At 62.8% G+C, this 21,138-nt stretch carries 21 protein-coding genes and 1 tRNA gene; 10 read left to right on the plus strand and 12 right to left on the minus strand.

Annotation, left to right across the window (positions count from 1 at the left end; translation table 11 throughout):
- Positions 1–4: 4 nt before the first annotated feature.
- The 7 genes from QAZ22_RS28005 to QAZ22_RS28035 all read right to left on the minus strand — a co-directional run bounded on the left by QAZ22_RS28005 (position 5) and on the right by QAZ22_RS28035 (position 5,963).
- A complete protein-coding gene (locus QAZ22_RS28005) occupies positions 5–502 on the minus strand; it encodes a GNAT family N-acetyltransferase (RefSeq protein ID WP_278204082.1) in 498 nt (165 codons plus the stop codon).
- Positions 499–1,626 carry a DegT/DnrJ/EryC1/StrS family aminotransferase gene (locus QAZ22_RS28010; protein WP_278204083.1) on the minus strand — a complete coding sequence of 376 codons (1,128 nt, stop codon included), beginning with the start codon at positions 1,624–1,626 and terminating at the stop codon, positions 499–501. The genes QAZ22_RS28005 and QAZ22_RS28010 overlap by 4 nt, the downstream gene beginning before the upstream one ends.
- 26 nt (positions 1,627–1,652) lie before the next feature.
- Entirely contained in the window at positions 1,653–2,561 is a 909-nt protein-coding gene (rfbD, locus tag QAZ22_RS28015) for a dTDP-4-dehydrorhamnose reductase (protein WP_278204084.1), read from the minus strand.
- The gene (rfbB, locus tag QAZ22_RS28020; RefSeq protein WP_278204086.1) at positions 2,558–3,700 is read right to left on the minus strand and encodes a dTDP-glucose 4,6-dehydratase; all 1,143 of its coding nucleotides are present in this window, start codon (positions 3,698–3,700) and stop codon (positions 2,558–2,560) included. The genes rfbD and rfbB overlap by 4 nt, the downstream gene beginning before the upstream one ends.
- Positions 3,701–3,714: 14 nt before the next feature.
- Positions 3,715–4,269: a dTDP-4-dehydrorhamnose 3,5-epimerase gene (gene rfbC / locus QAZ22_RS28025; RefSeq protein ID WP_278204088.1), complete on the minus strand. Its 555-nt coding sequence runs from the start codon at positions 4,267–4,269 to the stop codon at positions 3,715–3,717.
- Positions 4,262–5,152, minus strand: coding sequence for a glucose-1-phosphate thymidylyltransferase RfbA (gene rfbA / locus QAZ22_RS28030; RefSeq protein WP_278204090.1), 891 nt, complete (start codon positions 5,150–5,152; stop codon positions 4,262–4,264). The genes rfbC and rfbA overlap by 8 nt, the downstream gene beginning before the upstream one ends.
- Positions 5,153–5,369: 217 nt before the next feature.
- Positions 5,370–5,963, minus strand: coding sequence for a biotin transporter BioY (locus QAZ22_RS28035; protein ID WP_278204092.1), 594 nt, complete (start codon positions 5,961–5,963; stop codon positions 5,370–5,372).
- A 201-nt stretch (positions 5,964–6,164) separates the two neighbouring features.
- Between QAZ22_RS28035 and QAZ22_RS28040 the strand changes: the two genes are divergently transcribed.
- Positions 6,165–7,070: an MBL fold metallo-hydrolase gene (locus QAZ22_RS28040; RefSeq protein ID WP_278204093.1), complete on the plus strand. Its 906-nt coding sequence runs from the start codon at positions 6,165–6,167 to the stop codon at positions 7,068–7,070.
- Positions 7,071–7,129: 59 nt separating this feature from the next.
- Here the strand turns inward: QAZ22_RS28040 and QAZ22_RS28045 are convergent, their stop codons facing one another.
- Both QAZ22_RS28045 and QAZ22_RS28050 read right to left on the minus strand, forming a co-directional pair.
- Positions 7,130–7,915: a DUF1499 domain-containing protein gene (locus tag QAZ22_RS28045; RefSeq protein ID WP_278204094.1), complete on the minus strand. Its 786-nt coding sequence runs from the start codon at positions 7,913–7,915 to the stop codon at positions 7,130–7,132.
- Positions 7,916–7,995: 80 nt separating this feature from the next.
- Positions 7,996–9,624, minus strand: a complete 1,629-nt coding sequence (locus QAZ22_RS28050; RefSeq protein ID WP_278204095.1) for a fatty-acid--CoA ligase — start codon at positions 9,622–9,624, stop codon at positions 7,996–7,998.
- A 194-nt stretch (positions 9,625–9,818) separates the two neighbouring features.
- On the opposite strand from QAZ22_RS28050, the gene QAZ22_RS28055 reads away from it, so the two are divergent.
- Complete coding sequence (locus QAZ22_RS28055; protein WP_278204097.1) at positions 9,819–10,175, plus strand: hypothetical protein; 357 nt, start codon at positions 9,819–9,821, stop codon at positions 10,173–10,175.
- A gap of 251 nt (positions 10,176–10,426) precedes the next feature.
- On the plus strand, positions 10,427–10,816 hold the full coding sequence (locus QAZ22_RS28060) for a DUF427 domain-containing protein (protein ID WP_278204098.1): 390 nt from the start codon (positions 10,427–10,429) through the stop codon (positions 10,814–10,816).
- Between the two features lie 163 nt (positions 10,817–10,979).
- Here the strand turns inward: QAZ22_RS28060 and QAZ22_RS28065 are convergent, their stop codons facing one another.
- The 3 genes from QAZ22_RS28065 to ppdK all read right to left on the minus strand — a co-directional run bounded on the left by QAZ22_RS28065 (position 10,980) and on the right by ppdK (position 15,748).
- Positions 10,980–11,714 (minus strand): polysaccharide deacetylase family protein, encoded by a 735-nt coding sequence (locus tag QAZ22_RS28065; RefSeq protein ID WP_278204100.1) that lies wholly within the window; start codon positions 11,712–11,714, stop codon positions 10,980–10,982.
- A 123-nt stretch (positions 11,715–11,837) separates the two neighbouring features.
- A complete protein-coding gene (locus tag QAZ22_RS28070; protein ID WP_278204102.1) occupies positions 11,838–12,941 on the minus strand; it encodes a glycosyltransferase family 9 protein in 1,104 nt (367 codons plus the stop codon).
- A gap of 122 nt (positions 12,942–13,063) precedes the next feature.
- A complete protein-coding gene (gene ppdK / locus QAZ22_RS28075) occupies positions 13,064–15,748 on the minus strand; it encodes a pyruvate, phosphate dikinase (protein ID WP_278204103.1) in 2,685 nt (894 codons plus the stop codon).
- 216 nt (positions 15,749–15,964) lie between these two features.
- Between ppdK and QAZ22_RS28080 the strand changes: the two genes are divergently transcribed.
- The 7 genes from QAZ22_RS28080 to QAZ22_RS28110 all read left to right on the plus strand — a co-directional run bounded on the left by QAZ22_RS28080 (position 15,965) and on the right by QAZ22_RS28110 (position 21,106).
- A complete protein-coding gene (locus QAZ22_RS28080) occupies positions 15,965–16,309 on the plus strand; it encodes a VOC family protein (protein WP_278204105.1) in 345 nt (114 codons plus the stop codon).
- A 176-nt stretch (positions 16,310–16,485) separates the two neighbouring features.
- Positions 16,486–16,560, plus strand: a tRNA-Gln gene (locus QAZ22_RS28085).
- Positions 16,561–17,002: 442 nt separating this feature from the next.
- A complete protein-coding gene (locus tag QAZ22_RS28090) occupies positions 17,003–17,542 on the plus strand; it encodes an Hsp20/alpha crystallin family protein (protein WP_278204107.1) in 540 nt (179 codons plus the stop codon).
- Positions 17,543–18,046: 504 nt separating this feature from the next.
- A complete protein-coding gene (locus QAZ22_RS28095; RefSeq protein ID WP_278204109.1) occupies positions 18,047–18,475 on the plus strand; it encodes a DUF2267 domain-containing protein in 429 nt (142 codons plus the stop codon).
- 3 nt (positions 18,476–18,478) lie between these two features.
- A complete protein-coding gene (locus tag QAZ22_RS28100) occupies positions 18,479–19,204 on the plus strand; it encodes a phosphoribosyltransferase (protein ID WP_278204111.1) in 726 nt (241 codons plus the stop codon).
- A 9-nt stretch (positions 19,205–19,213) separates the two neighbouring features.
- Complete coding sequence (locus QAZ22_RS28105; protein ID WP_278204113.1) at positions 19,214–19,666, plus strand: pyridoxamine 5'-phosphate oxidase family protein; 453 nt, start codon at positions 19,214–19,216, stop codon at positions 19,664–19,666.
- Positions 19,667–19,861: 195 nt separating this feature from the next.
- Positions 19,862–21,106 (plus strand): MgtC/SapB family protein, encoded by a 1,245-nt coding sequence (locus QAZ22_RS28110; RefSeq protein ID WP_278204115.1) that lies wholly within the window; start codon positions 19,862–19,864, stop codon positions 21,104–21,106.
- Positions 21,107–21,138: the final 32 nt, after the last annotated feature.

Here is a 21,138-nt window from a genome sequence, read left to right on the forward strand (position 1 = left end):
AGAGTCATAAGGCTCTATCTCGGCCAAGGCCCATACGGATCAAGCCGCCAGAGCGAGCTTCTTCAACGAACCCTTGACGTGTGTAAAGGCGAATAGCCTTCGTATTTTTCTCCATAACTTCGAGGAAGAGATAGGGGAGTTTCAAGAATTGCGTACCGAAGCGAACGATCTCGGCACAAGAGCGGCCAATGTAGCCCTTGCCTGCCATTTCCGGCGCAACAAGAAATCGGCCAACTTCGGCGCTTCCGTTGTCGATGTCATAGATACCGCATTGACCAACCGGTTGGCCATTCGCTTCCACCAAAAAGAAAAAATCGTCCTCCTTTTGACGATATCTTTCATACCAGGCGAGGTGTGCATCGAAAGCAATCTTGTCGGAGCTCTTGAACCAGACGCGAGCGTCGTCGCGGTTACGCCAAGCGAGGATCGTCTCGAGATCCCGCTCCTCCACTAGCCGCAAGACGACGGTTCCATCTCCGAAGGGAGCGACGTGCTGCTTCATTGTGCGTATTTGAGGACCAATTCGGAAACCAGGTCCACATCCGCTTTGCTCATGCGAAGGTGAAGAGGTAGCGAGATGATTTCCTGGCTTGCCGCCGCCGCATTCGGACATGTGCCGGCTGCGTAGGCGTACATCCGATAGTCGGTATTGTCACGATAATGGACGCCAGGATAGACGCCATGCTCGTTCAGGGCAAGCATCAGCACGTCGCGGTTCTTTACGCGTATCTGGAGAAGATGCTGGGCAGATTCACAACCCTTGGCAGTCGGAACGACGCTCACCCTGTTGTGCCCGTCAAAACGCTGACGGTACCAAACAGCCAGCTGGCGTCGGAACGAATTGTCGATGTCTAGGTACTTCAGTTGCACGATTGCCATGGCAGCCATGATGGAGTTGCCGTGGAATTTGTACCCAACCTCCTCGACATCATACATCCATTTGTAGGCCCCCTGGGCGGCCGTGCGCGCATAGGTATCCTTGTTGATGCCTAGCCACGTGAGCTTGCGGACCCGCTCGTCGTCTTCGGCTTCCTTGAAGCAGATCATCCCGGAATCGGCCGTGGGAAGATTCTTGACGGCTTGATAGCTGAACACCGACACGTCCGCGTCACCACCTACGTGCTTCCCGTCGACACGAGTGCCCGCCATGTGAGCCGCATCGAGCACGAGCTTTATGTCATGCGCGCGACAGATCTCCAGTATCTTGTGGTATCTGCCGATATTGCCCCCCATGCCGACAAAAATTAGAGCCCTCGTCTTGTCGGTGATGCGTTTGCTGACGCTTTCAGGGTCGAGGCAAAGGTATTCGTCAACGTCCGCGAAGACCGGCTTCAGGCCTGCATAGAGGATGGCGTGATTGGTCGAGACGAATGTCAAAGGCGTCGTGATGACCTCATCATCGTCGTTCCATCCATATTTCGATTTGAAAAGTTGGATAGCCAGGTGAAGCCCGACCGTATTTGAGTTTAGGAAATGAGCGTGGGGAAACCCTGTGTAATTCTTCCACGCCGTTTCAAACTCAGCAGTCTTGAATCCGAGTCCCGTCCATCCTTTCTCAAGACATTCACGGATTTCCGAGAGGCATTCCTCGATACGGAAACTTGGTACGAATAGTTGAACAGTCATAAATTCCTCCAGCGATGCCTACTGGCTTATTTTGCGCTTGCTTGACCGGTCACACCGAGCACAAGCCGAGATACGATCTCTTTAGTTGATCGACGCCAGTCCGGTGCAGTCCATCCAAAAGTAGAATCGAACTTCGCCGTCGAAAGCTTCGAGTTAGCGGGACGCTGCACTTTAGTTGGATAATCCGCCATAGCGATATCGCGTACCAACGCGTAAGGGCCACCAAGCTCTCGACTTGTAGCCAAGACATAGCGGGCAAAGCCGCTGCGGTTGGTCACGCCACTGCCCACCAAATGGTAGACGCCATAAGCGACAAAATTTCTGTCGCCGTTCAATCTTGCCGCCACGTGCAAGACCGCGGCAGCAATATCGAGCGCCGATGTCGGATTCCCCCATTCGTCCGCCACAACCGAAATCTCGTCGCGGTCGGCGGCCAGCTTGAGTATCGTCTTGACGAAGTTTCTACCGAACGGACTATAGGCCCAGGCAGTGCGCAGGATGAGGTGGCGCGGGTTGGCGGCGGCCACGGCCTGCTCGCCGGCGAGCTTGGAGGCGCCGTAAACACCGAGCGGCGCGGTCTGGTCGGTCTCGACATAGGCGCCGTCCTTGGTGCCGTCGAAGACATAGTCGGTCGACAGATGGATCACGGGAACGCCGAGCCTTGCCGCCGCCTCGGCCACCTTGCCGGCGCCGGTTGCGTTCACCGCGAAGGCCAGGTCCTTCTCGTCCTCGGCCTGGTCGACGGCGGTGTAGGCGGCCGCCGAAACGACGATGTCCGGCCTTGCCGCTTCCAGCGCTGCAAACACCGTGTCGGGCCGCGCCAGGTCGAGCGCCGGCCGGCCGACGGCGACGACTTCCACGTCGTCGCGGCCCCGTGCTGTCTCGATAAGGCTGGCGGCGACCTGGCCCTCGCGTCCGGTGACGGCAAGCCTCACGTGGCCACCTCCCCGCCCTCGATCGGGCTGCTTCCGACCGGGCCGTTTTCGATCCTGCCGCTTTCGAACTTTCTGCTTTCGATCGGGCCTTGGCCCAGCCGCTCGCCGTTGTAGCGCTGCTCGCGAATCGGCCCCCACCACCATTTGTTGTCGAGATACCAGTCGACCGTCCTTGCCAGGCCGCTGTCGAAATTCTCCTTGGGCGCCCAGCCGAGGTCGCGCGCGATCTTGGTGGCGTCGATCGCGTAGCGACGGTCATGGCCGGGGCGATCGGTGACGAAGGTGATCAGGTCGCGGTAGCTCGCGCCACCGGCGCGCGGCCGCCTCACGTCGAGAAGATCGCAGATCGTCTCGACGACGCCGAGATTGGTGCGCTCGGAATTGCCGCCGACATTGTAGCTCTCGCCCGGCCGCCCCTTCGTCGCCACCAACTCCAGCGCGCGCGCGTGGTCCTCGACGAACAGCCAGTCGCGCACATTGGCGCCGGCGCCATAGACCGGCAGCGGCTTCTCGTCGAGCGCGTTGAGGATGACCAGCGGGATGAGCTTTTCGGGGAAATGATAGGGGCCGTAATTGTTCGAGCAATTGGAAAGCACGACCGGCAGGCCGTAGGTCTCGTGCCAGGCCCGCACCAGATGGTCCGACGCTGCCTTCGAAGCCGAATAGGGCGAGGACGGCGCATAGGGCGTCTCCTCGACGAACATGCCGCCGTCGAAGGGCAGATCGCCGAAGACCTCGTCGGTCGAGACATGGTGGAAGCGGAAGCCGTTCTTGCGCTCGTCGGGCAGGCCGCGCCAGTAGTCGAGCGCGGCGTTCAGGATGCGGTAGGTGCCGACGATGTTGGTCTCGATGAAGGCGCCGGGGCCATCGATCGAACGATCGACATGGCTCTCGGCGGCGAGGTTCATGACGATGTCGATGTCGTCGCGGCGCAATATCTCCAGCACAGCGCGCTCATCGCAGATGTCGGCCTGCTCGAAACGGTAATTGTGCGCGTTCTCGATCGGCCTCAGCGATGCGAGGTTGCCCGCATAAGTGAGCTTGTCGAGATTGGTGACACGGTAGGTCGGGTTGGCGCACAGATGCCGGCAGACGGCGGAGCCGATGAAGCCGGCGCCGCCGGTGACCAGGAAATTCATGCCGCCGTCCCTCCTCACGCGAACAGCTCGGCCATGGCAAGCGATGGCGCCTTGCGATCCTTGTCCGAAAGCTGGAATCCGCCGGCAATTTCCGGCCATTCTATGCCGATTGCCGGATCGTCGAAACGGATCGACCGGTCATGCTCGGGCGAATAGGTGTCGGTCACCTTGTACAGCACCTCGGTATCCGGCACGAGCGTGACGAAGCCGTGCGCGAAGCCTTTCGGCACCAGGATCTGGTTGCCCTTTTCCGCCGATATCTCCAGCGCGACCCATTTGCCGAAGGTCGGCGAGGAACGGCGGATGTCGACCGCGACATCGAGCACGCTGCCCCTGATGACGCGCAGCAGCTTGGCTTGCGCGCGCGGCGGCAGCTGGTAGTGCAGCCCGCGCAGCACGCCTGCCGCCGCGGAATAGGAATGGTTGTCCTGCACGAAGACGAGATCGATGCCGGCCGCGGCGAAACGGGCGGCGTTCCACGTCTCGCTGAAAAAACCGCGCGCGTCGCCATGCCGCTTCGGCACGATCTCCAGCACGCCTTCGAGGCCGAGTGGCCTGACCTCAAGCACCACGTTCCTCCATAAGATCGGCAACGCGCTTGCGCAGATAGGCGGCATACTCATTCTTGCCCAGGCGCGCCGCGCGCTCCAGAACCTTTTCGGCGCCGAGCCAGCCTTGCTCGAAGGCGATTTCCTCCGGGCAGGCGACCTTGATGCCCTGGCGGTGCTCGATCGTGCGCACGAAGGATGACGCTTCATGCAGGCTGTCATGCGTGCCGGTGTCGAGCCAGGCATAACCGCGGCCAAGCTGATGCACCTGCAGTTCCCCGCGGTCAAGATAGACGTTGTTGACCGCCGTGATCTCGAGCTCGCCGCGCGCCGAAGGGCGGATCGTCGAGGCGATGTCGACGACGTCGTTGTCGTAGAAATAGAGACCCGTGACGGCCCAATTGGACTTCGGCTTCTGAGGCTTTTCCTCGATCGTCAAAGCCCTGCCGGTGACCTTATCAAAGGAGACGACACCGTACCGCTCGGGATCATCGACATGGTAGGCGAACACCGAGGCGCCGCTTTCACGCGCCGCCGCCGCGCGGCAGAGATGCGACAGGCCCTCGCCGAAATAGATGTTGTCGCCGAGAATCATCGACACGTTGTCCTTGCCGATGAAGTCGCGGCCGATGACGAAAGCCTCGGCGAGGCCGTTGGGTTGCGGCTGCTCGGCATAGGAGAGCTCGACGCCGAATTCGGAGCCGTCGCCCAGCAGAGCCTGAAAAGCCGGCAAATCGCGCGGCGTTGAAATAACCAGGATCTCGCGGATCCCCGCAAGCATCAGCACGCTCAGCGGGTAGTAGATCATCGGCTTGTCGTAGATCGGCAGGATTTGCTTAGATATTGCTAATGTAAGCGGATAAAGTCGTGTCCCGCTGCCGCCCGCAAGGATAATTCCTTTCAACAAGCTCTCCTTGAACTGCCGAGGCCCCCGCCCAGACGCCAAGTTTGCCCGTGCTTAGGTTTCGGGCACCGGCTTGTCAATTGTCGCTTTAAGTTCTTTGCGATGCTATTTGCCTTCCTGTCATCTCGATGCCGCAGTCTCGCGGTCATTCCCGCCTGCATCATAAAAAAGGCCGACAGGCTAAGCGCCTGCCGGCCTATACTAATTTTTGCCCGGATCACGTCCGCTTCGGCAGCAGCGCCCAGACGGCCGGCACGAGGCTGGCGGCCAGCGCCACCTTGATCAAGTCGCCGGCAATGAACGGGACGACGCCGAACTGCCACGACTTTTCCGGCCCGATGAGGACGGCGAGCCAGGCGAAGCCCATCGCCATCATGACGATCTCGGCCACGAGCATGGCGCCGAAGAGCCTGAAAGGATGCCGGTCCCAGCCGCGGTCGGCGGCCCAGCCGGCGATCGCCGCCATCACCACGAAGCCGGCGAGGTAGCCGCCGGTGGAGCCCAGCATATAGGCGATGCCGAGGCCCTTTTCCGGCGTGCCCTGGAAGACCGGCAGGCCGATCGCCCCCTCGGCGAGATAGAGGATGAGCGTCGCGACTGCGAGGCGCATGCCGAAGGCCGAGGCGATCAAGAGGACGGCAAGCGTCTGCAGTGAGATGTCGACGGGGCCAAGCACCACTTTCGTCTTCGCCGACAGGGTAAGCAGGAGGGTTCCGGCAAGCGCCAGAAAGAACTGCGTCGCCAGCCGTGCCGCGCCCTGGTCGGGCAGAGCGAGAGAAACGAGCGGACGCATCGTGGTTGCAGTTGCCATGGTCTTCCCCGTTGTGGCTGATTTGCTGGCTTTAAAGCGCATCGCGCAGAAACGGATCAGGCGACGCGCTTCAAAATTCTGTCTTGATGCCTGTCGTTCTCCCAAAATCGCTGCGCGGTTTTGGGCGACATGCACGATTTTCCTATATTGGCTTCCGGGGGAAGCGGCAATCGTTTTGCCGCCTGAGCAGCAGGACCGGGCATGACGCTAGAATTCGACACACGTTTCGATCCCGCCTACGGCCAGGCGGTCACCGTCGCGCCGGACGTCCGGCGCATCACAGCCCGCAACCCGAGCCCGTTCACCTTTCATGGCACCAACAGCTATCTCGTCGGCCGCGACACGCTTGCCGTGATCGATCCGGGACCGGATGACGATGAGCATCTGGCGACGCTGCTCGCGGCGATCGGCGGCAGGCCGGTGAGCCACATCTTCGTCAGCCACACCCACCGCGACCATTCGCCGCTCGCGGCGCGGTTGAAAGAGCGCACGGGCGCCATCGTGCTTGCCGAAGGCCCGCATCGGCCGGCGCGACCGTTGCGCACCGGCGAGGTCAACCCGCTCGACGCCAGCGCGGATGTGACTTTCGTGCCCGATGTCGCGCTGGCCGACGGCAGCCTTACGCGTGGCGACGGCTGGACGATGCGGACGGTGCTGATGCCCGGTCACACCGCCAACCACGCGGCCTTCGCGCTCGAAGGCACCGGCATCTTGTTTTCGGCCGACCACGTCATGGCCTGGGCGACGTCCATCGTGGCGCCGCCGGACGGCGCGATGGCCGATTATATGCAATCGCTCGACAGGCTGATCGAGCGCGGCGACCGCCTGCTGCTGCCCGGCCATGGCGGACCGGTGACAGCGCCGCGCAGCTTCATGCGCGGGCTGAAGACGCACCGCAAGATGCGCGAGCGGGCGATCCTGGAACGCATCCGTGGCGGCGACCGGACGATCAAGGACATGGTCGCGGCGATCTATCGCGACACCGATCCACGGCTCCACGGCGCCGCCGGGCTGTCGGTGCTTGCCCATCTCGAGGACCTTGTGGCCCGCGGCCTCGTCGCCACCGACGGCGACCCGGCGATCGACGGTATGTTCAGGCCGGCGTGAGCTGGTTTAGTTTACGCATTCCGGACGGTAAACGGCTACACACTTTTCCTGGAATTGCTCTATTCGGCCGGCGCCGAGCCGACCTGGCCGGCTACCTCCTGATCGAGCTCGCCGAGGAAATCGGTGATGCGGGCGGCGTTGTCGCCCAAGTCGTAGCGGCCGTAGCGGGAGGCCGAGCGCATGTCGACGATGACCGAATCGCCTTCGTCGGTGACGCGGATGGCGACGTCGGCCGGCAGCCCGAGCACGAAGCCCCTGGCGACCGCATTGATCGTCGCCTCGCTCTGCCCGTTGATGTCCGGATAGGGCGCGGTCAGTTGCCAGTCACGCCGGTCGAGCACGGTTTCGACCGCGTCGACTACGGTTTCGAAGGGCAGATTGTAGCTGCGCCCGGTGACCAATGGATAGGCCTGCGCCTGCAGGCTCTGCTCGCCCGGGGTGGGCGGCGACAGCGCATTCATGTCGCTTGTCCGGTCGCCGGTGTCGAGCAGCGGCGGGTCGTCGAGGTCTGTCGAGATGTCGCGCAAGGGCGGATAGATCGTCGCCCAGTAGACGGCGATGCCGAACGGAGCAAGCACCAGCAGCGCCAGCAGCGCGCCGAGGCTGAGATCGCGGCCGCCGCGGTCGCCGAAATTCCACAGCCTCGACAAGGCAAGCCCGGCAAGCAGCAGCGCGAGCGCCGCAAGCAACGCGGCGATCGCCAGCACCCACAGGAAGGGCGGCGTCTCGACAAGGTCCAGGCGGTAGCCGGCAAGGGCCGTCAGCAAAAGGACGAGCGAGAACGCTCCGATCCGCCGCGTCCAGCCGGCCGCCCTCGACGTCTGCCGTTCAGGAATTGTAACCATCGCCTGCCGCATTTACCCCAGCCCGGGCTGAGACTTAGATGTTTTTGGCGCGGGCTTGAAGCCGAAAGATCGAACAATCCTCAATCCGTCGGCAGCCGGTACTCCTTGAATTGCTGGCGCAAGGTGGTCTTCTGGATCTTCCCGGTGGCGGTGTGGGGGATCTCGCCGACGAAGGCGACATCGTCGGGCATCCACCATTTGGCGACCTTGCCGCTCATGAAGGTCAGGATGTCGCTCTTGCTCGGCTCCTTGCCCGGCTTGCGCACGACGACCAGCAGAGGCCGCTCGCCCCATTTGGAGTGCGGCACGCCTATGGCCGCAGCCTCCGCGACATCGGGATGGCCGACGGCAAGGTTCTCGAGGTCGATGGTGGAGATCCACTCGCCGCCCGACTTGATGACATCCTTGGCGCGGTCGGTGATCTGCATATAGCCGCTGGCGTCGATATGTGCGACGTCGCCGGTGTCGAACCAGCCGTCGGTATCGAACTGCTCGGAGCCGACACCGCCGTAATAGGCGCGCGCGATGGCCGGGCCGCGCACCTTGAGGCGTCCGAAAGTCTTGCCGTCCCAGGGCAGCGCGTTGTTCTCGTCGTCCGTCACCTTCATTTCGACACCGTAGGGCGGATGGCCCTGCTTGCCCTGGATATCGAGCCGGGCATCGCCCGTCAGCCCCTCATATTCCGGCTTCATGGTACACAGCGTGCCGAGCGGCGACATCTCGGTCATGCCCCAGGCATGCACGACGTGAACCTCATATTTGTCCTGGAATTTGGCCGTGATGGCGCGCGGACAGGACGAACCACCGATGACGACCTTGTTCAGATAAGGCAATTTTTTGCCGGTCTCCTCCAGATATTGCAGCAGCATCATCCACACCGTCGGCACCGCGGCGCTGAACGTGACCTTTTCGGTGTCGAGCAATTCATAGATCGAGGCGCCGTCCATCTTGCAGCCTGGCATGACCAGCTTGGCGCCGATCATCGGCGCGGTCTGGCCGAGACCCCAGGCATTGGCGTGAAACATCGGCACCACGGGCAGCACGACGTCGCGCGCGGATATGCCCATGGCATCGGGCATGGCGGCGATCATGGCGTGCAGGACGTTCGAGCGGTGGCTATAGAGAACGCCTTTCGGGTCGCCCGTCGTGCCTGAGGTGTAGCACATGCCGGCGGCGGTGTTCTCGTCGAAGGTCTTCCAGGCGAAGGCGCCGTCGGCCTCTGCAAGCCATTCCTCATAGGCAACCGCATTCGGCAACGACGTTTGCGGCATATGCGCCCGATCCGTCAGTACAATCACCTGCTTCAGCGAATTGACTTGGCCGGCGATCTTTTCCAGCAGCGGCACGAAGGTCAGGTCGACGAAGATCGCCCGATCCTCGGCATTGTTCATGATCCAGGCGATCTGCTCGGGAAAGAGGCGCGGATTGAGCGTGTGATAGATCGCGCCAATGCCCATGATCCCGTACCAAGCCTCGATGTGGCGGGCGGTGTTCCAGGCAAGCGTGGCGATGCGGTCGCCGAGCCCGAAGCCGTCACGCTCCAGCCGCTGCGCCACTTTAAGCGCCCGATGACGGATGTCGGCAAAGGTCGTGCGCACGATCGGGCCTTCGATCGAACGCGTCACGATCTCCCGGCCGCCGTGCTGGCGTTCGGCGTGATCGATCAACTTGTGGCAGAGCAGTGGCCATTCCTGCATCAGTCCGAGCATCTCGGCTCCTCCCCTTTTTGCGCTTTCGCGTCATTGTTTCACGCATTGTGGAATGATCCGGCGGATTGTCCAGCGGCCATAAGTCCAAGGCGGTGGATGGATCGAACAAGCCGTGAACCCCGCCACAATACGGCCATCGTCGGCGTTAAGTTTTACTAACGGGCTGGGTGAGATTGGCGAATGGAGAGGTTCGCATGGACGCGCAGCTCGACGAAAAAGCCCTCGAAAGCACCCTTGCCGAAAGTCTGGACGATCTGACGCCGGACTCCAAAACCGTTTCCGACGACGAGTTTGCCGAAGTCGTCGGCGGCGCGCTGGAGGCTGTCGGCGGAACGCTGCTGTTCAAGATGTGCGTCGAAAACGACGGCGAAGGCCAGCATGTTGCTGCCGCATGCGTCGGCGACGGCGGCAACCGCCAGTTCCTGCTGCTCACACTGCCGACCGCGGGCGGAGCGCTGAAGGTCGAGACCGCGGCGAGAAGCACCAATCCGGTCGCCGGCATCGCCGCAGCCTATGCGGGCCTCATGGACGCGTTCAAGGCAGCCGCCTGACCGTCGGCATCGGCTGGAACAATATTTCGTTTGGGCGCGATTTCGCGCCATGGCGCACTCTTGCGCGAGGCGCTTGTCGGACACACCTTTGAGGGACAACAGCGGCTCAACTTTCGCAGATCCGCCCTGAGCTTCTGTTCACGCGATTCCATCCGGAAAAGCCACTTTCCTGGAATTGCTCCCTTTGTCTTGTCGCAATTCCACGCGGAAACCCCACGCATTTTTCCTGGAATTGCTTAAGGAGAACCGTCATGGACAAGCGCGCCAACCCCGCCCCCGGCTTTCAACGCAATCCAGGCAAGGTGATAACGATCGAACCTTACCGCGGCACCGTCACGGTCAGCGCCGGCAACGCCGTCATTGCCAGGTCGACCCGGGCCAGGCTCTTGTCGGAACCGCCCTACCCTGCGGTTTTCTACATTCCCTTCGACGACATCGATTTCGGCAAGCTCGCCAGGACCGAGCATTCGACGCATTGCCCCTACAAGGGCGATGCGAGCTACTGGAGCGTCCTGCCGGCCGGCGAAAGCGGCAAGGACGCGATGTGGGCCTATGAGCAGCCTTTCGACGAAATGACCGAGATCCGCGATCACGGCGCGTTCTACACGAGCAAGGTTGCGGTCGAGGCTAAGCCGGACTGAGAGCTTCGAACCGGCGCGCCAAGGTGCGTTGAGATTCAGGTCAGGCCGAGTCGAGAATGGCGGTTTCCGAGAACCGGAGCAGAGCGTACTTAAGTACGTGAGCACCGGAAGCGCAGGAAACCGCCCTTCGCAGACCGGCATCACCTGAATATCAGCGCACCGGTCAGTCCGTGGTGCCGTCGTTGCCCACACCCTCGGCATCGTCCAGCCGAACGAAGGTCATGCCTTTCTGCTTCAGGGTCAGCAAGCCCTGGACGACGCCCTCGCCCGCCGCATGGGTCGGCTGGTTGATGTGAGCGATGATAACGTCGCCGTCCTTGGCAGCGGCGATACGCTGGGCGGTTTCCTTGGCGCCGAGCAGCGAGCCGCCGTCACCGTTGACGGAGAAGCCGGCGATCTTGAAGCCCAGCTTGCGGATCATCGCGATCGCCGACGGGCTGTATTCGGCGGTGGCGCCGCGGAACCATTTCGGCGCCGGGCCGCCGGCGCTTGCGAGCGCGGCGGCGCCGGACTCGACTTCGGCCTGAACGGCATCAGGGCTGCCGGCGCTGCTGATGCCGTAGATCTTGCGCGGCGTATCGACCGCCGGGATGTGACGGCCGCCGTGATTTTCCAGTTCGAACAGGTCCGGATGCGCCCGCATGATCTCGACAGCGGCGGCGTTGTGCTTCAGCCAGATGCCGGTAACGAAAATGGTCGCGGGGATCCTGTTCTCGACCAGCGCCGAAAGAATGCGCGTATCGGTCTTCCCGCCACAGGCATCCAGCGTGAGGGCCACACGCCCGCCGCCGCCCCTCAGATGCAACGTCGGCTCGACCAGCGTCGCGGCATTGCCGGCCGAGGCCAGCGCGACCGACAGAGCGAGCGCGCAAAGCGATTTCCGAAGCAAATCCGTCATTCTTTCCAAGCCCAGCATGCCCAGCCGTTCAACCGCAAGATGGCGTCAACAAGACCCGCATCTAGGGCGAAAATCGGGACGGTTCGTATCCGAAAAGCAACCGCGCGACAATTTGCGTGATCGTCAGACCGCCTGCTCCAGCGAAACCTCGGTTCGCGCCAGAAGTTCGCGCACTGCCTCGACGACGGAAGCCACTTCCAGGCGCCAGACACAGCATGCCTTGCTCGGATCGGTCCGGCGGCACAGGTCGCCGCCGACGCAATCGCAGGGCATCGGCGGCCGCAACGAGATGCTGGGAACGCCGACAGGTCCCCACTGCGCCGGGTTGGTCAGGCCGAACAGGCCGACGACGGGAGTGCCGGCGGCAGCCGCCATATGCATCGGACCGCTCTCATTGCCGAGGAATAGCCTGGCCTCCTTGAGCAGCGCCAAAAGCGTTTCGAGCGAGAGCGCGCCGACCAGATTGACGACCGGTGCCTTCGCAGTCGCCATGATCTTGTCAGTTGCCTCGTTTTCGTCGGGACCGCCCACTAGAACGACGTCCAGGCCGGTTTCGGTCGATATCCGTTCGATCGCGGCGGCAAAGCGCTCGGGCTGCCAGCGGCGCCCGGGGAAGCTCGCTCCGGCATGCACCGCCACGAAGGCATTGGGCCGCAGACGATATTTGCCCAGCGAAGCGAGGGCCAGCGTCGTTTCGAAAGGCAGCGGGCGGATCGCCGGCACCCTGACGCGCAGGTCCACACCAAGCGCCTCGAGCGGCGATAGATAACGGTAGAGATAATGCCGTTCGCCGAAGGCGTAGGGCTTCATCCTGACATTGGCGGGCTGGCGCTCATACCAGCGCATCGGCCGCTCGGTTGGGTAGTGCCCTATCCGGACCGGAGCGTTGACCACACCGGAAAGGATTCGCGAGGTTTTCGAGTCTGTTATGTCGATGGCCATGTCGAAGCGCTGTTGCCGCAACTCGCGCATCATCCGCAACAGCTCGCGCCCGCGCTGCAGCGGCGTGCCGCGCATATGGGCGCGGCGGAAGGTGATGACTTCGGACGCGATGCCATGCGCGGTGAGGAAGTCGCCGAAACGAGCGTCGCAAAGAAAGACGATCCTGGCGCCCGGATATTCCAGTTGCAGATTCTTCGCCAACGCCGAGGCAAGCACGATGTCGCCGACAAACTTGGTCTGCAGGACCAGGATCGACCGGAGGGAGGTGGGCGAAATCTGCAACATCTGTTTCTCGCACCGAGGAATTCGGAACCAGAAACTGATCGTAGACGATGTCGAGATTCGGAACCATCACACGCACGTTCGCGTGAGTTTCCATACAAAATCGTAAGGTGCCGGCGCGCCTGTCAGGCGCGCTTTGCCTTGCCCTTCGCGGCTTCCACGGCGGCCTGCGCGGCGGCCAGCCGCGCGATCGGCACGCGGTAGGGCGAGCACGACACATAGTCGAGGCCGACCTCTTCGCAAAAGCGGATCGAGGCTGGATCGCCGCCATGCTCGCCGCAGATGCCGAGCTTGATCTTTGGCCGCGCCGCCTTGCCCTTTTCCGCCGCGATCCGCACCAGCTCGCCGACACCGTCGACGTCGAGCGATACGAACGGGTCCTGCTCGATGATGCCCTTCTGCCGGTAGGTCTCGAGGAAGGAGGCCGCGTCGTCGCGCGAGATGCCGAAAGTCGTCTGCGTCAGGTCGTTGGTGCCGAAGGAGAAGAATTCGGCCGCTTCGGCTATCACATGGGCGCGGATCGCCGCGCGCGGCAATTCGATCATGGTGCCGGTGAGATAATCGATCTTCGTGCCTGTCTCCTGCATGACGCTCTTGGCCACCGCATCGATGCGTGCCTTGACGTATTCCAGCTCCTTCACCAGGCCGACCAGCGGCACCATGATTTCGGGCACCACCAGAGCGCCGGCCTTGCGGCCTGCCTCGACCGCCGCCTCGAAGATGGCGCGCGCCTGCATCTCGGCGATCTCCGGATAGGAGACGGCGAGCCGGCAGCCGCGATGCCCGAGCATCGGATTGAACTCATGCAGCGCCTCGGTGCGCTGCCTGAGCTTGTCTGCCGATACGTTCATCGCTGCCGCGACCTCGGCGAGCTCGGTTTCGGTCTTGGGCAGGAATTCGTGCAGCGGCGGGTCGAGCAGGCGGATCGTCACCGGCAGGCCGGCCATGATCTCGAAAAGCTCGAGGAAGTCCGAACGCTGCATCGGCAGGAGCTTGTCGAGCGCCGAGCGCCTGTCCTTCTCGGTGTCGGCGAGGATCATCTCGCGCATGGCGACGATGCGGTCGCCGTCGAAGAACATGTGCTCCGTGCGGCAAAGGCCGATGCCTTCGGCGCCGAAGGAGCGCGCCATGCGCGCATCGAGCGGCGTTTCGGCATTGGTGCGCACCTTCATGCGGCGCGCGGCATCCGCCCACTCCATGATGGCGGCGAAATCGCCGGAAAGCTCGGGCTGCAGCATGGCGACCGCGCCCTTCAGCACCTGGCCGTTACCGCCGTCGATGGTGATGATATCGCCCTTGCGGAAGGTTTGGCCCATCGAGATCAGCGTGCCGGCCTTGTAGTCGACGCGCAGCGAGCCGGCGCCCGACACGCAGGGCTTGCCCATGCCGCGCGCCACCACCGCGGCATGGCTGGTCATGCCGCCGCGCGTGGTGAGGATGCCTTCGGCGGCATGCATGCCGTGGATGTCCTCGGGGCTGGTTTCGATGCGCACGAGGATCGCCTTGCGACCTTGTGCCTTGGCGTCCTCGGCATCGCCGGACGAAAAGACGATCTCGCCGGTGGCGGCGCCCGGCGAGGCCGGCAGGCCCATGCCTATCACATCACGCGCGGCCTTCGGATCGATGGTCGGGTGCAGAAGCTGGTCGAGCGAGGCGGGATCGATGCGGGCGACCGCCTCCTCTTTCGTGATCAGCCCGTCCCTCGCCATCTCGACGGCAATCTTGAGCGCCGCCTTGGCGGTGCGCTTGCCGGAGCGGGTCTGCAGCATCCACAATTTGCCGCGCTCGATGGTGAATTCGAGGTCCTGCATATCGCGGTAGTGCTTCTCCAGCCGGTCGGAGATGTCGACGAAGGCCTGGAAGGCGTCCGGCATCAGCTTCTGCAGCGACGGCTTGTCGGAGCCCGCGGCGATGCGCGCAGCCTCGGTGATGTTCTGCGGCGTGCGGATGCCGGCCACCACGTCCTCGCCCTGAGCATTGACCAGGAATTCGCCGTAGAGCTGCTTTTCGCCGGTCGAGGGATTGCGGGTGAAGGCGACGCCGGTGGCGGATGTGTCGCCCATATTGCCGAACACCATGGCCTGGACATTGACCGCCGTCCCCCAGCTTTCCGGGATGTCGTGCAGGCGCCGGTAGGTGATGGCGCGGTTGTTCATCCAGCTCGAAAACACCGCGCCGATGGCGCCCCAGAGCTGCTCGCGGGGATCCTGCGGGAACGGCTTGCCGAGCTCCTCCTCGACCTTGGCCTTGTAGAGCGCGATCACGCCTTGCCATTCGATGGCCGAAAGCTCGGTGTCGAGCTCGTGGCCGAGGCTCGCCTTCTGGTCCTCGAGGATTTCCTCGAAAACCTCGTGGTCGAGGCCCATGACGACGTCGGAATACATCTGGATGAAGCGGCGGTAGCTGTCATAGGCGAAGCGGGCATCACCGGAATCGGCGGCCAGCGCCTCGACGGTCTCGTCGTTGAGTCCGAGATTGAGCACGGTATCCATCATTCCGGGCATCGAGGCGCGGGCGCCGGAGCGGACCGAGACCAGGAGCAGCTTCGACGGGTCGCCGAAACGGCGGCCGGTGAGCCTGCCGATATGGTCGAGCGCCGCAAGGACATCCGCCTCGAGCGCCGCCGGATAGGTGCGGCCGTTGGCGTAGTAGGCGTTGCAGACATCGGTGGTGATGGTGAAGCCCGGCGGCACCGGCAGGCCGAGGCTGCACATCTCGGCCAGATTGGCGCCTTTGCCGCCGAGAAGATTGCGGTCGCCGGCACGGCCTTCCGCGGCGCCATCGCCGAAGGTGTAAACCCACTTGGTCATGCATGCCCTCCAGTCCTTGGAAGATGGACAACACCCGGACCAAGGCCCGGTTCCCCGCCCTTCCGATCCGAGCGATAGGATGCTGCAGTGCGAAAGGCAAGCGTCGGCAAAGCGAGCGCCGCCACTACAATCGATTAAGCAAAAGCTGCGTCAAAAAGACTTGCCGGTATCGGCCACGCGATATAGAACATAACAAGAACGAAGTGGAGTAGCGTGATGAAACTCAACGGAAAACTCGACTATCTGGAACTGCCGGCCACCGGCGGCACGCTGGACAGCGTCAAATCCTTCTACAGCGCGGCGTTTTCCTGGTCGTTCACCGACTACGGGCCAACCTACTCCGCTTTTGCCGAAGGGCTCGACGGCGGTTTCCAGGCCGATGCCGGCGAGGCGCCCGCCAGACCGCTGCCCGTGCTCTATTCCGAAAACCTGGAGGACACACTTGAAGCGATCGAGAATGCCGGCGGCAGCATCGTCAAGCCGATCTTTTCCTTCCCCGGCGGCAGGCGGTTCCATTTCACCGACCCAGCCGGCAACGAACTGGCCGTGTGGGGCGAATAGCCAGCAGCTCCCGTCGTCGGATTTGATCTTTCCCCTTGGATTTCGCCGGAAAACGCGGCGGCAATCCGCCGACGCAGGCATGCGGCAAGATTACCTTGGATGTCGGCGGTCCAAGCATTGAGCTTTCCACCGGCTCGTCCTATAAGGCCGCGCGCAGCGGGCACCGCCCCGGCTGCTGGGGCGTCGCCAAGTGGTAAGGCATCGGTTTTTGGTACCGACATTCCCAGGTTCGAATCCTGGCGCCCCAGCCATCCCTCACCGCGGCTTCGGCGGCGAGCAACTCGTCGCGCCGTGTAGCCACCGTCCGCCAAGCGATAGCTACCGGTTGTAAAGCTCGCTTCGCCGCAAAGCAGAAAGCAAGCCGGAGCCGACACAGTCGCCGGAGCGCAGCGTGCCGAGCCTTGACTCTGCTCAAATCCACAACCGGTTCTTCTTTGAGCTCGTTTGACACGGATCAACGATGGCTGCTCGGACCAGTGCTTTGATGCCAAGCCTCGATAGGTCGAGCATGAACTGGCGATGCGGGCGCGACGATCCGCGCCAAACGCGGAAATCGCGAAGCAATGAACCGGTTCGGCGGGGACGCCTGTCGGGCGGGTCCGCTGGCCTCCAGCTCTGGCGCCTTTGGGGAAACCTGAGGTGGAGAGCGGAGGCGGCGGCACTTGTCGATCAACTTGTCCGATGGAGAGAACCATGGCTGAAGCCGCCACCAAACTGCCTGTGAAATCCGAGAAGAACGCGCCCGCCGCCAGGTCGGATCACTGGACGGGGTCGTTCGAAAGCCTGCGTCGCGAAATCGACCGGCTCTTCGATGATTTCCATCCTTTCGATTTTCGCCTGCCTTCCACCCATTCGTTTTTCGGCCGCGAACTGCCCGCGCTGCGAAGCGTTGGGTGGACCGTCGCGCCGGCGATGGACCTGGTCGAAAAGGCCCACGATTATGAAATCACGGCCGAACTGCCGGGCATCGACGAAAAGAACGTCGAGATCAAGCTCGCCAACAACGTGCTGACGATCAAGGGCGAGAAGAAGGAAGAGAAGGAGGAAAAGGAGAACGACTACTACCTCTCGGAGCGCCGCTACGGCTCCTTCCAGCGGTCGTTCCAGTTGCCTGAGGGGGTCGACGCCGACAAGATCGACGCCAGCTTCGCCAAGGGTGTTCTGACCGTGAAGCTGCCCAAGACGGCCGAAGCCCAGAAGGCCGAGAAGAAGATCACCGTCAAGGCCGCATAGCGGCACAAATGACCGCTTCCTCAGTGCGCCGGGGCGGTGCACTGAGGAAGAAACCTTCCGAAGGGGCCTTGGCTCGCTTACACCGCTGGATCGTCTGCCTTGGAAGAAGCAGCCGGCTTCTGGGCTGTCTCCGCCTGGCGTTCCGCGATCTCGAGCTTCTGCTTCTCTTCTCGCCCGCAAGCAAATCCTCAATCATGCGCCGCTTTTCCGGGTCGGTTTCCCCGGCGAGCAAGTCTTCAAAATGGGCGATGTTGGCCCGCGCAATGAACCGGTCCACGACAGTCCCTCGATTGTCGACAAGACGCATTGCTTGGAGACTATCCCTAATGACCTAGGTATCCCACCCATGCTTGTTCACATCTGCGGTAACCGGCACCAAGCTGAGTTCGGGTGCCGGCGGCCCCGAAGCATCTCCTTCGCAACGCCAGTCGGCGTCAAATTGACCTAACGCAATGCGCGCGGGTCTGAATGGCGGAGAAAGGAACAGGTTGGAGGATCACGACGATGACACACTCCGTCTCGCACACGTCCATCACACATGCTGCCGAGCAGGCACAGCAATGGGTGAACGAACTCGCCAAGGATTTGGGCTGGAACGAGCAGAGCGCGTTCCGCCTGTTGAAGTCGGTGCTGCACGCTTTGCGCGATTGGCTCTCGCCGGAGGAAATGGCCGACCTGTCGGCCCAGTTGCCAACGCTGATCAGAGGTATCTACTTCGAAGGGTGGAACCCGGCCGAGCCGACATGGGAAAGGAAGAAGCGCGACTTCGTGATCTGCGTTCGCAACAATTTCGGCTACGAGCCGATGATCGACGTCGACAACGCAATCAGAGCGGTGTTCAGGCTCCTCGATCGTCACATCTCGCACGGCGAGATCGTCCAAGTCCGCAATTCGATGAAGAAATCGCTCCGTGAATTGTGGCCGGAGGGATGATCGATGTTTCGCGATCGCCATGAGGCTGGACAGAGACTCGCGCTCGAGCTCGCCAAACTGACCCTGCAGGATCCGGTCGTCCTGGCATTGCCGCGGGGCGGCGTTCCAGTCGCCGCCGAGGTGGCCAAGGCTCTCGGGGCGCCGCTGGATTTGATCCTCGTTCGCAAGGTCGGGGCCCCAGGCAATCCGGAACTGGCCGTTGCCGCTATCGTCGACGGAGATCCTCCGGACGTCGTTCTCAACCGGGAAATCGTGGAAACCTATGGCCTGCGCGACGACGCGCTGCGTGTCCTGATCGCAGGGGAGCGTCCGGAGCTGGAGCGCCGTCGCACGACATATCGCGGCGAGCTCGCGCCCTTGTCGGTTGCCGGCAAAACGGTGATTATCGTCGACGACGGGGCTGCCACCGGGACGACGATGAAGGTCGCCATCCGTGCGATGAAGCGACGCTCGCCGCGCAAGGTCGTTGTCGCGCTTCCGGTCGCGCCGGCGGAAACTGTGACCGATCTTGCCCAAGAAGCCGATTTGGTCATCTGTCTCAGCCAGCCGGCCCGCTTCCCTGCACTCAGCTATTACTACGTCAACTTCCCGCAGCTCTCCGATGGCGAGGTTCTCGACATCATGGATGAGGTTGCCCGGGCACGGGTCGGCAGCCGCGGCAACGCCAGAAGACGGTCGGCCGCGCATGCTGCAAACAAATCACGGCAGAAAGCTCGCGCCAAAGAATAGGAGTTCCAGATGCAAATCCGCACGCTTTCCGCCCTGGAATGCACAAAAATCCTAACGGCCGGTCGCGTCGGCCGCCTAGCCTGCGCCAAGGATGGGCAACCCTATATCGTTCCGTTCTACTTCGCCCATGCGGACAATCACCTTTATGCGTTTTCCATGCCGGGCAAGAAGATCGACTGGATGCGCACCAATCCTCTCGTGTCCGTCCAGGTCGACGAACGCGGCACGGGACGAGGTTGGAAAAGCGTGATCGTCAACGGTCGCTATGAGGAGCTCCCCGATCGGATTGGACACAAGGTCCAGCGTGATCATGCCTGGTCCGTCCTGAGCAACAAGCATGCCGACTGGTGGGAGCCAGGCGCGCTCAAGCCGGCGACGTCCTCGGAGGCGGAGCATCTTCCCCACGTGTTCTTCAGGATCTTCATCGCGGAAGTTTCGGGCCGCGAGGCGATGGAAATCTGATCCCTATGGCGAGCCCCGGCGGAAGCCGCGCCGGGCCGACCGTTGGTCGAAGCGGTTGACGACATACGCCGTCCATCCAAAGCGCATCGCGACGAAACGCATTCCGGCGACGCGCTTTAAGTCTTTGTTTTGATGCATGTCGTCTTCCCAAAACCGCTGCGCACTTTTGGGCGACATGCATTAAGGTGGCTCGTCATGGACACGCTCATAGCCCAGCTTGGGGTCGCCCTGGCGATAGGACTGCTCGTCGGGTTGGAACGCGGCTGGAGAGAGCGCGATGCGCCCGATCGCAGCCGCACGGCCGGCATTCGTACATTCGGCATTACGGGATTGCTCGGTGGTATTGTCGCGGCTCTAGCCAAGGCGCTCGCGGCGAATTCCGTGTTGGTCGCGGGCTTTATCGCGTTCGCAGCCATTTTTGCATGGTACAAGGCACGCGAAGCCGCGCACGATGAGGATTACAGCGTCACGACCGTCATCGCGGGCCTTGCCGTCTTCGCCCTTGGAGCACTCTGCGTGGCCGGCGATTTCCGGGTTGCAGCCGCGGGCGGCGCAGCCCTCGCGGCACTTCTCGCAAGCCGCGAGGTCTTGCACGGCCTCTTGCAGCGCCTGACCTGGATAGAGCTTCGCTCGGCGTTGATACTTGCGGCGATGAGCGTGATCGTGCTGCCCCTGCTGCCTGACCGCACATTGGACCCCTGGGGCGGCTTCAACCCGCGCGAGATCTGGCTCCTGACGGTGCTGATGGCCTCGATCTCCTTTGCCGGTTACGTTGCGGTACGCGTCCTCGGAAACGCTCGCGGCCTGATTGTCAGCGCGCTTGCCGGCGCGGTCGTCTCATCCACCGCTGTCACCTTGTCGCTGGCCCGCACGGCCAACGCAGCGAACAATTCCTTGCCTTTTGTGGGCGCGGCATCGCTGGCGGCAACGGTCTCGATCTTGCGTGTCTGCCTTGTTGTTCTGGCCCTCACGCCGGGCGTGGCCGCGTTCATCGCCGCGCCCGCGCTCGCTGCCGCGCTGGCATTCGCCGCCTGCGGAGCAATCGCATTGGGCATCCATGGCCAGAAACCGGAGAACCCTGCCCCGACGCGCAATCCATTCGAATTGACGCCTCTCCTGATCTTTGCGTTGCTGTTCGCATTCGCTTCGACGGCGAGCGCCGCGCTGGCCTCCCGGTTTCAGGAACAGGGCCTGCTGGCGAGTTCCGCGATCGCGGGCGCGTTCGATGTCGATGCTTCAGTGCTCAGCGCCCTACGCCTGGTCAAGAATTCAATCCCGATCGAAACGGTCGGACATGCGGTGCTGACGGCGCTGATGGCCAACGCGGTCGGACGCCTTTCGCTGGCGGCATTCGCAGGTCCGGTGAGATTCTGGCTGCCCCTGGCCGGCATGACTTTGATCGCCGCGGCGGCGGGCTACGGCGCCATGCAACTCCTGTAGCGATCCGCACCGGCTTTGTCTCCACGCGGCGG

It is taken from the genome of Mesorhizobium sp. WSM4906, from assembly GCF_029674625.1.
Taxonomy (GTDB): Bacteria; Pseudomonadota; Alphaproteobacteria; order Rhizobiales; family Rhizobiaceae; genus Mesorhizobium.